At 65.9% G+C, this 11,591-nt stretch carries 9 protein-coding genes; all 9 read left to right on the top strand.

Annotation, left to right across the window (positions count from 1 at the left end):
- The first annotated feature begins 269 nt into the window (after positions 1-269).
- The 9 genes from Q362_RS18870 to Q362_RS21945 all read left to right on the top strand — a co-directional run bounded on the left by Q362_RS18870 (position 270) and on the right by Q362_RS21945 (position 11,577).
- Positions 270-2,138 carry a sigma-54-dependent Fis family transcriptional regulator gene (locus Q362_RS18870; RefSeq protein ID WP_035215396.1) on the top strand — a complete coding sequence of 623 codons (1,869 nt, stop codon included), beginning with the start codon at positions 270-272 and terminating at the stop codon, positions 2,136-2,138.
- 356 nt (positions 2,139-2,494) lie between these two features.
- The gene (locus tag Q362_RS0103100) at positions 2,495-3,283 is read left to right on the top strand and encodes a hypothetical protein (protein WP_028317492.1); all 789 of its coding nucleotides are present in this window, start codon (positions 2,495-2,497) and stop codon (positions 3,281-3,283) included.
- Between the two features lie 104 nt (positions 3,284-3,387).
- Positions 3,388-3,984: a hypothetical protein gene (locus Q362_RS0103090; RefSeq protein WP_028317491.1), complete on the top strand. Its 597-nt coding sequence runs from the start codon at positions 3,388-3,390 to the stop codon at positions 3,982-3,984.
- Positions 3,985-4,008: 24 nt separating this feature from the next.
- Complete coding sequence (locus Q362_RS0103085; RefSeq protein WP_028317490.1) at positions 4,009-4,338, top strand: hypothetical protein; 330 nt, start codon at positions 4,009-4,011, stop codon at positions 4,336-4,338.
- A 20-nt stretch (positions 4,339-4,358) separates the two neighbouring features.
- Complete coding sequence (locus tag Q362_RS18865) at positions 4,359-5,831, top strand: hypothetical protein (protein WP_051553558.1); 1,473 nt, start codon at positions 4,359-4,361, stop codon at positions 5,829-5,831.
- On the top strand, positions 5,809-6,216 hold the full coding sequence (locus Q362_RS0103075) for a hypothetical protein (RefSeq protein ID WP_157469852.1): 408 nt from the start codon (positions 5,809-5,811) through the stop codon (positions 6,214-6,216). Before Q362_RS18865 ends, Q362_RS0103075 begins: the two co-directional genes overlap by 23 nt.
- Before the next feature lie 42 nt (positions 6,217-6,258).
- Positions 6,259-7,416, top strand: a complete 1,158-nt coding sequence (locus tag Q362_RS0103070; protein WP_245590140.1) for a vWA domain-containing protein — start codon at positions 6,259-6,261, stop codon at positions 7,414-7,416.
- 115 nt (positions 7,417-7,531) lie between these two features.
- Complete coding sequence (locus Q362_RS0103065) at positions 7,532-10,147, top strand: FHA domain-containing protein (RefSeq protein ID WP_028317487.1); 2,616 nt, start codon at positions 7,532-7,534, stop codon at positions 10,145-10,147.
- Complete coding sequence (locus Q362_RS21945) at positions 10,144-11,577, top strand: serine/threonine-protein kinase (RefSeq protein ID WP_051553556.1); 1,434 nt, start codon at positions 10,144-10,146, stop codon at positions 11,575-11,577. The genes Q362_RS0103065 and Q362_RS21945 overlap by 4 nt, the downstream gene beginning before the upstream one ends.
- Positions 11,578-11,591: the final 14 nt, after the last annotated feature.

Raw genomic sequence — 11,591 nt, 5'->3', positions numbered from 1 at the left:
AAGTTTGTAAACGTGAATATGTAGCTCGAAACGACGGAATTGGCAAACAAGAATACAGTATTTTTGATTTTTCCCGCCGCCGCTCGGCAGCCGTCTCCAGGTCCCGGACAAGGAACCGTCGCCGAAAACCGGAAGCAATGCTATGATGGCGGCATCGTTTTGCGCGGAAAGCGATGCCGCCGGGCACCGAATTGGCCCGATACTTGAAAGAGGTTTTTGTTCGAAAGACTTACCTCTGAACCGATGAAGATGTTGCCCGATTGCGTGCCATGCCCAGTGTGATCGTCTGTCAGGATGCCCAGAATTACCGGGTGGTGGAGTGTGCCACCACCCTGACCATCGGCCGGGAAGGCGACAACGATATCGTCCTTGCCTCGCCCCAGGTTTCCCGCCGGCATGCCTCCATCGTCCTGCGTGAAGACGGCGACTACATGCTGTTCGACCACGACAGCACCAACGGCGTGTGGATGGAGGGCCGCCGGGTCAATGGCGTGCGTCTCCGGCACGGCATGGCGTTTCGGATCGGCGACCATGTCTTCACCTTTATCGACGAACGGAGCGGCAATCGGCCCTCCAGGGTCTTCGCCGCCGAGAACGAGGGCGGTTCGGCGCCACGGCCGCCGGACCAGGCAACCGTGCTCTTCAACCTGGAGACCGGTTCGGCGGCGTTTGCCCCGCCGGCCGAGCAGGCGGCCGTGGCGGCGGTGGAGCCAATCGTGCCGCTGGCCTCCCTGCTGGTGGCCTTGCAGGAGGTGGACGACGAAGGCGCCCTAGGCGAGCGGCTGCTGGCCGGGGCCGTGGACCTGGCCGGAGCCGAGCGGGGATTTCTGGCCCTGCTCAGCGAGAAGAACGAACTGCTGTATGCCGCCACCCACGGCTTCGATCCTCGAAGGGAGAGCCGGGAGGTCAACCAGGAGGTGGTGCGGCGGGTGATGGAGCGGGGCGGGGCGGCCAGGCTCGACGGCGAACACTCCCAGGAAGGCCGCAAGGGCAGGGCCAAGGCGCAGGCCGTGCTCGCCGTCCCGCTGATCCGCGACGGCAAGGCCGTCGGCTGCCTCTATCTCGATCATGGCCAGGCCGGCGCCTTCACCCCGACCGACCAGGGCAGTCTGGCGATTCTGGCCGTGCACGGCGCGGTGCTGCTCGACAACCTGGCCAGCCGGCAGCGGATGCACCGGGAACGCGAATCCCTGAAGACACGGCTCGCCGCCCAGGACGAAACCATTGTCCGCAGCGAGAAAATGGTCAAGCTCTATGAGGACATCCGGACCATCGCCGCCATCAACGTGCCGGTGTTCATCCAGGGGGAGGCCGGCAGCGGCAAGGAACACGTGGCCTCGGCCCTGCACGCCTTTTCCGGGCGCAAGGGAGCCTATGTGCCACTGAACTGCGCCGCCATTCCCGAGGGCATCTTCGAGAGCGAGCTGTTCGGCTCGAAGAAGGGGGCGTACCACGAGGCGGTCGACAAGCCGGGCAAGCTGGAGCTGGCCGAGGGCGGTACCCTGTTTCTGGACGAGGTGGCGGACATGGCCCTGACCCTGCAACCCAAGCTGCTGCGCTTTCTGGAGAACGGCGAGATCACCCGCCTGGGCGACACCAGGGTCCGCAAGCTCGACGTGCGGGTGGTGACCGCCACCAACCGGGACGTGGCCGCCATGATCGGCGACAACCGCTTCCGCGACGACCTGTTCCAGCGCCTGTCCTGCTTCACCCTCAAGGTGCCGCCGCTGCGGGAGCGGATCGAGGACATCGAGCCCCTGACCCGCTACTTCCTCGCCAGATTTTCCGCAGAATACCGCTGGCAGGAGCCCCGGATCAGCGACGGCGCCGTGGAGCTGCTCAGTCGGTATCCGTGGCCGGGCAACGTGCGCCAACTGCGCAACGTGCTCCTGCGGCTGGCCGTCCAGTCGCAGGGCAGGCCGATCACCGAACGGGAGGTCCTGGCCCTGGACGAGGAGTTCGGCGCCATGGAGCCGGCCAGGATCGAGGTCTTTCCCAGCCTGGAGGAGGTGGAGAAGAATCATATCCGGGCCGCCCTGGAGCGGGCCGGCGGCAATATCTCCGATGCCGCCGCCCTGGTGGGGATCGCCCGCTCGACCCTGTACCAGAAGATGAAAAAATACGATCTTTCCACCTGAAAAGCCTCCCTCCCGACCACCCTTGTCGGAGAAGCGGACACCCGTTGAATCCCCTGTCCGGTTTTCCTACAGGCCGCTCTCTTTTCCATCTCATAGAAATTTCAGAGACTTATCTCGTGGGATCAGGAGTGCCTGTCCGATTTTCGGACAGGCCCGACCCGGCTCGGGCCCCTGTGGGGCCGGCGGCCGCCGCCTTTCCTTTGATCCTGCTTCGGATTGATCAAAAAAATATTGTTTATTCAGCATGTTCCATCTTGAAATGTGTGCGGCGCCATTTTTGGCATCCCCCTTGCTTTCTCCCGGCAGCAGTCAATGCGTCACATTCAACGATTACCCAACACAAGGGAGGAGTCATCATGCTGAAAAAATCCGTTTTTGCCACCGCCATCGTTTTCGCCCTGTCCACCGGCATGGCCCACGCTTCCGGATACACCGGCCTGCGCGGATCGTTCCATCCGCAACAGCCGAAGGGAGGCGCCATTCACCACAACACCTTCGCCGCGCAGCCGATCACCAATACCAACATCATCACCGTCAACACCTCGTCCACGCAGACATCGACCACCACCGCCACGGCACCGGCGACCCAGACCGCCACGGCGACCGCGTCTGCCTCCGGCGACAGCAGCACGCCCGCCGCCGACACCGGCGCCACCGATACCACAGCCGCAACGACCGACACCACCGCAACCACGGATACCACCGGGACGGACAGCACGGACAGCACCGCGTCCGCCACCGATACCTCGGCAACCACCGATACTGCCGCGACCAGCCAGGAGCAGGATGAGGCCCAGCAGGAAGCCCGGGCCGAGATCCGCAACGAGATCAAGCGGGCCGGCTCGATTTCCAGCACCATCAAGGGCGGCAACAACAACCTCGCCAACGCCGCCTCCATCTCGATGAACGGTTCGTCGCAAACCGCCGCTTCCGTCATCAACCGGGTCAACACTGCCGGCAACATCAGCAGTTCCATCAAGAACGGCCACAACAACCAGGCCAACGCCGCCTCCATCTCCATGGGCGGCTCCATGGCGGTCAAGGGCAAGGTGGTCAACGAGGTCGAGAACACCGGCGACATCTCGGCGTCGGTGAGCGGCGGCAACAACAACATGGCCAATGCCGGCTCCATCGCCATCAACTGAGCCAATTGAGGTTCCTCTCCCCCCTGTCGGAGTTCGGCGACGGCTGCGGCAGGGGGACTCCCTCCCACATCAGGGAAAGCCCAATCTCTTGACGGAGAACGAACATGAAACGGATACAATTCCTCGCCATAGCGGCCCTGCTGACGGTTCCGACCTTCGGCCATTCCGCCGATCTCCTCGGCATCCGGGCGGAAAACCGACTCCAGGGCGGCTCCTACTCGGCCCAGGCCAAGGGCAACAACAACACCGCCAACGCCGCCTCCATCAACCTGACCGGCAGCAATGTCCGGGAAGTGACCAATAAGGTCCGGGCCAACGGCACAGTGTCGGCCTCGACCACCGGCCACCGCAACACCGTCAACAGCGCCTCGGTGCAGATGCAGAACGCGGAGGCCGGCAAGGTGAGCAACACGGTCAAGGTCGACTCCATCGCCAACACCGTGCACGGCAACAACAACACCTCGAACATCGGCTCGGTGCAGATGGTCAACGCCAAGGCCGGCAAGGTGACCTCGGAGGTGACCGGCGAAGCCCTCACCGGCGTGATCGACGGCAACAACAACCGGCTCAACATCGGCTCGGTCCAGATGAACGGCGCCCAGCGGGGCGACGTCACCACCAGGGCCGACCTGGGCAATGTCTCGGTGTCGATGCAGGGCAACAACAGCAGCGTGGCCGTCGATTCGGTGGTGGCCCGGTAAAAACCAAGGGGGAGGAGAAGGACGATGCGAACGATCACGGTGGCTCTGGTGCTGGCGGCGCTGCTGGCGGGAGGATGGGGCGGCACGGCGACCTCCTGTCGCGCCGACGATTTCGACGACGGCATCGAGGCCGATGAAAGCAGCCTCCAGTACGGCGATCTCGGCAGTTCGAACAAGAACTTCTCCTACCTCGCCCAGCGGGCCCGGAGCAAGGCCCGCTCGGGCTCCGGCGACGTCGTCCTCTCCGACGGCGGCTCGCTCAACAGCGTCATCCTGGACGCGGGGGCGCAGATCAACGGCGACATCATCATCATCGACGACTCCAAGGGCGATAAGACCGTCATTGCCAAGTAAAAGACTGCCGAGGAACGAACATGCCCGATGCACACAACACACGCCGGCTCCGCAGAGGGACGGTCCCGCTGCTGGCGCTGGCCGTCCTGAGCCTGAGCGCCTGCGCCAAGATCGACCCCCGCGAGGTGGATGTCGAGCTCCACGAGGACATGCCGGTGGTCAAGGAGATCAGTTTCGACCAACCCCTGGCCGATCTGGGCAAGATGACCCAGATCTACGGCAAGAGGGTGCTGATCCAGAGCAAGGACATCACCGACTTCACCGGGCTCTCCACCTTCGGCTACGGCGAGATTCCGCGCGACATCACCGAGATGACCAAGAGCGCCCTCAACGCCATCGGCGGCAACGTGGTCTACATCCCCTACAGTCCGGTGTTCATCAACAACCAGATGGTCACCGGCTACTCCAATTTCCAGGGAAAACTCATTCCGGACATCGTCCTGTCCGGCGGCATCACCGAGTTTGACCGCGGCCTGGAAACCCGGGGCAGCAACACCGATTTCGGGGTCACCACCAAGCCCTTCAACGTCAACCAGTCCTGGGTGCCGGGCGACATCATCTCGCTCGATTACAACCAGGAAGACAAGGACAGCCTGGCTCGGATCACCCTGGACTTCAACCTGCTCGATTTCCAGACCATGGCCGGCGTGGCCCGGATGCAGACCGTCAACACGATCAACGTCTACAAGGCGTCGGCGGACAAGGAACTGGGCTTCACCATCTTCGGGCCGAGTTTCGGCCTCAAGGGCACGGTCAAGAAAATCCAGGGACGGCACGCGGCCATCCGGCTGCTGGTGCAGACCAGCGTCCTCCAGGTCGTGGGCAAATACCTCTATCTGCCCTACTGGAAGCTGATTCCTGAGATGAAGCCCGATCCGGTGGTGATGGACAAGATCCGCCAGGATTTCCGCAACCTGAGCCAGACCGACAAGGTCGGCGAGATGCAGACCTGCCTCTATCTCAAGGGCTACAACGTGCCGGTCACCGGCCGGGTGGACGGCCGCACCCAGGCGGCGCTGGCCAGCTTCAAGCCCGGCGCCCGCAACGCGACCGATACCGAGCTGTATGTCGAGCTGTGGAGTTCGCTCGGCGACAACATGGACCAGGTGGCCTATCGCCGCGAACTGCTGGCCCGAGCGCTGGAAGGAGCGCCGCCGGTGGAACGGGTGGCGGCCGCGCCGGCGAAAAAGAAGGAAACCAGGGCTGAAGCGGCCCAGGCCGCCGCCCCGGCCAAGATGGCCAACCAGCGGCAGGAAGAAAAACCGGCGCCGAAAAAGGAAAAGCCGACGGAAAAGGCCGCGAACGGTCCGGCGGCGGTGGCGCGCGGCAGTCAGCGCGACAGCCAGGCCGCGCCGGCCAACGCCACGGCCGCCGGACCGGCCGGGCAGAGGAACGACCATGGCGATGTGGCCCAGGTGGTGCGGACCGAATCGATTCTGGGAACAAAATCCGCGGCGGAGGCGCTGATCAATGAGCGACGGATGGATGAATAATCTCGCCAGGGGACTGGCGATCGGCGGTCTGGCCGCCATGCTGACCGGCCTGCTGCTGGGAGCGGTCCATAGCCAGGACAAACCCGTCCTGGCGATACCGGTCCCCGAGCCGAAGGAAGAGCCGGTCCTGCCTGCCCAGTCCCTTGGCGGCCCCGGCGGTTTTGCCGGCAGTGTCGCCGGGAGCGGCGCCGGCAGCGGCGGCTTCAGCCTGCCCGCGGGCAGCGCCGCCGGCCGCTATCAGATCGCCACCTGGGCGGCGGGCGGCGCCTACGGCGCCTTTGTCCTCGACACCGCCACCGGCGCGGCCAAGCTCGTCTACAGTTCGGGCAAGGGCGTGGGCGGCAAGGGCGTCGACAAGCTTGGCAAACCCTTTCAGCAGATGTAAAGACGAACACAAATCCGGACAATAAACAGGAAGGAAGCGGATATGAAATGGTGGAACAGATTGCGGCCGGTGGCCGAGGAGTTGATCATCCTGGCCCTGGTCCTCATCGCGGTGCTGGCGGCCAATATCGGCCATGCCGCCCCTGGATCGGTCAGTCCCCAGGGGTATGGGTTGAAAATTTTCCGTGTTGAATCGGGGTTGTACCCCTTTGTCCACGTCTACATGCGCACCTTTGACCAGGAGATGAATCCCCTGGTCAACCTCAATGTGCTCAACATCGGCATGATGGTGGAAGGCAGGGCCTACGATCCCCGCAAGAAGCAGTATGTGATTCAGCCCCTGCGCGGCCGGGAGGAGGCGACCCGCTCCATTCTGGTGCTCGATACCAACAAGATGCTGAAGGGCGCCGATTTCGAGGCCATGGTCCGGGCCGCGGCCCGCTTCATCGACGCCAAGCGGCCCCAGGACCAGGTGGCCCTGCTCGCCCTGGATAACAGCGGCGAGGGCTTTACGGTGCTCTCCGGTTTTGACCGCGAACCCTCGAGCCTCGGCCGCCGGCTGGCCGACCTGCAACCGCGCGCCGACAAGACCCGCCTGTACGACGGCATTGCCGCCGCCATGCAGATGGCGGCCAGCGCCATGGGCGGCGATTCGTCGAGCGAGGTCGGGTATGCCGTTTCCACCTCGATCGTCGTCCTCGGCAGCGGCCGGGACGACGACAGCGCCATCAGCCGCTCCGACCTGATGACCCGGATCTCCGGCCTGACGATCCCGACCCCGATCTATGCCCTGGGCTTCACCGGAACCGAGGGCCGGGACCAGCGCAATCTCCAGGCCTTGGTAAAGAATTCCTTCGGCAAATACTATCCCATGGGCAGCAGCCACGATACCCTCACCCGCAGCATCGAGGATATCCAGCACGTCATGCAGAACGACTACGTGCTCACCTTCCGCTCCTACATTCCGGTGGACGGCGGCCGGCACAACGTCAAGGTGGGGGTGGAGTATCCGACCGGCAGCGGCGTCATGTACTATGACTCCTCTTCCTTCGAGGCCATCGAGCCGCCGACCTTTCCCCGCATTCTCGAGGCCCAGACCCGGATCGACAAGGCCATTCCCGCCCTGGGCAAGGATGAGGAGCTCTATCTGAAAAATCCCTTCGCGCCGGTGGGCACCGCCCCGTCCGGAACGAAGAACTGAGCTGGTGTGATGTCGATTGCCGGTTCTCCCGGCCACCGACCCCTCACCCCGTGCAGCCTCCCCGCCTCTCAGGCGGCCGGGGGCTGCCGCGTTTTGCCGATGCCGCCGAGCGCCCATGGCCGCCCCGCCCGTCCCCGCCGCCGGCCCTGAAGAGGGAGTCGCCTTTCTGGTGGCGCTGGCCACCGGTTTCGCCCACCGGGAATACCGGATCGACGCGGGCGGCGCGGCCGTCGGCCGGGACGGTTCCTGCTGCGAGGCGGTGGTGGCCGGGGCCACGGTGTCGCGCCGCCATCTCCGGATCGTCACCGAGGGCGCGGCCTTCCGGTTGGAAGACCTCAATTCGACCAACGGCGTTTTCGTCAACGGCCGCCGGATCGACGGTTTCGTGCCGTTGCGGGACGGCGATCTGATCGGCCTGGGCATGGCGGCGCCCCATCTGCGCTTTCAGCGCCACAGCAGCCGGGAGGTGCGCTCCTTCACCCTGGCCGCGCAAAGTCAGTGGCTGATCGGCCGCGACCCGGACAGCGACCTGCCCCTGCCCGTCGATCCGACGGTGAGCGGGCGGCACGCCATCCTGGTCAACGAGGGCGGCGCGCTCCGCCTGCTCGACAACCACAGCCTCAACGGCACCTGGGTGAACGGCAGGGCCGTGCGGAGCGCCACGCTTGCGTCCGCCGACACGGTGGTCATCGGCTCGACCCGGTTCCGCCTGCACCTCGCGGCCGACGGCTCGCTGACCGTGTGCCAGCGGGAAGGCGGCCAGGCGCTCCGGCTGGAAGGGATCGGCCTGTGCCGGAGCGTGGCCGGCACAGGCGGGACCGCCCGGCTGCTGCTCGACGATATCACCCTGGCCATCGCGCCGGGAGAATTCGTCGGCATCATCGGTCCCTCGGGCGCCGGCAAGACCACCCTGCTCACCACCCTGTGCGGCGCTGTCCGGCCGGAACAGGGGCGGGTGCTTCTCGACGAAACCGACCTGGACACCGCCGCGGCCATGTTCCGCAACGCCATCGGCTATGTGCCCCAGGACGACATCCTCCATCCCGAACTGAGCGTCGAGGCCAGCCTCGACTACATCGCCCGCCTGCGGCTTTCCCCCGATCTTTCCCCCGAGCAGCGCGCCGACATCGTCGGCGGCGCCATCGAGACCCTGGGACTGGGGCAGGTCCGCCGCACCCCGATCCGCCGGTTGAGCGGCGGCCAGCGCAAGCGGGTCTCCATCGGGGCTGAACTGCTGGTCCGGCCAAGCCTGCTCTTTCTCGACGAACCCACCTCCGGGCTCGATCCCAGCACCGAGGAGCGGCTGATGCGGCACTTCCGCCGCATGGCCGACAACGGCACCACCGTGGTCGTCACCACCCATGTGCTGGCCAATCTGGACCTGCTCGACAAGGTGGCGGTGCTGGCCCAGGGGCGGCTGGTGTTTTTCGGCTCTCCCGGCGAGGCCCTCGCCTTTTTCGGCGGGAACGGCACGCCCCTGGACCGGTCGGCCCGGATCTTCGACCTGCTCATCGGCGAAGAACAGGCGCAGGCATCCGCGCGGGAGCGCGGCGGTGTCCAGGAGGAGATCGCCGACCGTTACGCCCGCTCCTTTCGCGATTCTCCCTGCCACCGCCGATACATCGTCCAGCGGTTGTCCCCGGCCGCGCGCACGCCGCCGCCCGCTGCCGACGGTGACGACAGAGAAAAACAACCAACATCCAAATGGGCGCGCGCCGCCGCCATCGGCCGCCGGCTGCGGCCCAACCTTTCGCCGGCCGAATCGTTCCGCTCCTGGCTGATCCTGTCCCGCCGCCACCTGCACATCCGCCTCGGCGCGAGCCGGCGGCTGTTGCTGTTGCTGCTGGTGCCGGCGGTGCTGGCCCTGGTGACCCTGGCGCAGCCCATGCCCGGCGTGGTGGCGGACCAGACGGTCCACGACCGCAAGGAGGCCATCGGGGCGACGGTGTCGCGCGGCGGCCCGGCCCTGGCGCTGCTGCTGAAAGAACTGCTGTCGCCGGCCGGCAGCCACGATCCCCGCCCGGTCGTCGATCTGCTCTACGGTCTGCGGCATGAAGGAGTGGCCCATTTGCCCGTGCCCCTGAGCGTGCTGTTGATGATCGTCATGACCGCCGTGTTCACCGGCACCCTGATCGCCTGTCTGGAGATTTCCTCGGAGCGGTCCATCTACCGGCGGGAACGGATGTCGCACCTGCGGATCATGCCGTATCTCGGTTCGAAACTCCCCTTTTGCCTGGCCATGACCGCAGTACAGTGCCTGGTCTTCGTTGCCCTCTGCTGGCTGCATCCGGTCCTGCGGCACCTGGCTCCCGTGCCGGTCTGGCTGGTCATGGTCGCCGTGGCCTGGAGTTCGGTGACCATCGGCCTGCTGCTCAGCGCCGTCGATCCCACCGGCGGCCGGTTTTCGGTGATGCTGGCCATTGTCGTGGTGCTGCCGCAACTGCTTTTGTCCGGCGGTTTGGGGCCCGATTTCTACGGCCGCATGGCCCCCGGCCTGCGCTGGGCGGCCGATCTGCTGCCGGCCCGCTGGGGCCTGGAAATGGGATGCACCGCCCTGTTCGGGTCGCTCGAAGGCGACGGAGTCCGCTGGATTCCCGCCCTGGTCCGCGAGGTAATTGGTTTTGACTTCGGCAGGACCGTTTATTATAGTGGCGCGCAGGCCCTCATGGCCCAATCCGTTCTCTGGCTCCTTGGCTGCGCTGGCATACTCCGATACCGCGATTTTCGATGATGGCACAGAATGCGCCGACCCTGGTCGATACGAACGTCGACAGCCGCCCGCCGGTTGTTGCCGACGACGGCGGCCTGATCGCCGGCCGGTACAGCCTGCTGCGGCCCCTGGGCGAGGGCGGCATGGGTAACGTCTACCTGGCGACCGATCGGGTGCTGGCGCGCCGGGTGGCGGTCAAGACCATTCGGGCGGAATTGAGCGGCAACGAGGAGGTCCGGGCCCGGATCAAGCGCGAGTGCCGCCTGCAGGCGGCCATCGGCACCCACCCCAACATTGTCACCCTGTACGACACGGTCGAGGAAAACGGCCACATTTATCTGGTGATGGAGTACGTCGACGGCGAGACCCTGGCCTCGCGGCTGGCCGCCTCCGGTTCCGCCGGTCTGCCGCTGGCCACGGCCCTGGACATCGTCCGCCAGATCCTGCACGCCCTGGCCTGCATCCACGAGCACGACATCGTCCATCGCGACATCAAGACCTCGAACATTCTCCTCCGCCTCCTGCCGGATGGCCGCTTTCAGGCTAAACTGACCGATTTCGGCATCGCCCGGGCCGGAATCGAACCCGGGGCCATGACCCGTCTCACCTCGCTGGGCGTGCAGGGACCGGGGACACCGGCCTACATGGCGCCCGAACGGATCGATTCCCAGGCCTTTGGCCCGGTCTGCCCGGCCACGGACCTGTACGCGGTCGGGATCATTCTTTACGAACTGCTGGCCGGCCAGCCGCCCTTCACCGGGACCATGACCGAGATCTTTTCCGGCCATCTGGTGGTGCCGCCCGCCATGACCGCTCTTCCCGCCCATCTGCCGGAACGGTTGCGGCAGGTTCTGGGCACGGCCCTGGCCAAGCGGACCGCCGAACGGTATGGGGATGCCGCCGGATTCCTGGCGGCCCTAGACGGACTCGACGATGCCCCGGCGATCCGGCTGCCCGCGCATACCGTCCAGGAGGCGGAACCGACGGTGCTGGCCCTTCCGGGGGAAGAGCCGCCCGTGGACCTCGTCGGGGCAACGGTGCTCAATCCGGCCGTGGGGCGGTCACGACAACCGTTCGGCACGAGAGCCGTGTCCCGACAGGGGATGTATGCGGTCCTCGCGTTCGCGTTCGCGGTGCTCGTGCTGGCCAGCCTGCTTCTGTTCAAGCAATTCGCTCCGACGAAGCCGGTTGTCGTCCCTGCGGCCGTGCCGCAGACGACGGTCGCTCCCGCGCCGGACATCCCGGCCGCCGCCGTTCCGGCCGATCAGGCCCCGTCACCGCCGCCGGAGGAACGTTCGGCCCTGGCGGTCGTCGAACAGGCGCGGCAGCAGAAAAACGCCGAGGCCCCGTCCTCGGCCCGCGCCGAATCCGGATCCACAGCCCAATCGTCCGCTTCCGGCCAAGCCAGCGAGTGGCAGGTGACTGAAGACCGCACCCGCAAAATCTATTGAGCCGTACCGTTGCC

This window comes from Desulfobulbus elongatus DSM 2908 (genome assembly GCF_000621145.1).
GTDB classification, from domain to species: Bacteria; Desulfobacterota; Desulfobulbia; order Desulfobulbales; family Desulfobulbaceae; genus Desulfobulbus; species Desulfobulbus elongatus.
This window is presented reverse-complemented; position numbering and strand designations above follow the sequence as displayed.

Coding starts and splice junctions, on each gene's coding strand:
- Q362_RS18870 (WP_035215396.1), top strand. CDS start 270: ATGCCCAGTGTGATCGTCTGTCAGGATGCCCAGAATTACCGGGTGGTG.
- Q362_RS0103100 (WP_028317492.1), top strand. CDS start 2,495: ATGCTGAAAAAATCCGTTTTTGCCACCGCCATCGTTTTCGCCCTGTCC.
- Q362_RS0103090 (WP_028317491.1), top strand. CDS start 3,388: ATGAAACGGATACAATTCCTCGCCATAGCGGCCCTGCTGACGGTTCCG.
- Q362_RS0103085 (WP_028317490.1), top strand. CDS start 4,009: ATGCGAACGATCACGGTGGCTCTGGTGCTGGCGGCGCTGCTGGCGGGA.
- Q362_RS18865 (WP_051553558.1), top strand. CDS start 4,359: ATGCCCGATGCACACAACACACGCCGGCTCCGCAGAGGGACGGTCCCG.
- Q362_RS0103075 (WP_157469852.1), top strand. CDS start 5,809: ATGAGCGACGGATGGATGAATAATCTCGCCAGGGGACTGGCGATCGGC.
- Q362_RS0103070 (WP_245590140.1), top strand. CDS start 6,259: ATGAAATGGTGGAACAGATTGCGGCCGGTGGCCGAGGAGTTGATCATC.
- Q362_RS0103065 (WP_028317487.1), top strand. CDS start 7,532: ATGGCCGCCCCGCCCGTCCCCGCCGCCGGCCCTGAAGAGGGAGTCGCC.
- Q362_RS21945 (WP_051553556.1), top strand. CDS start 10,144: ATGATGGCACAGAATGCGCCGACCCTGGTCGATACGAACGTCGACAGC.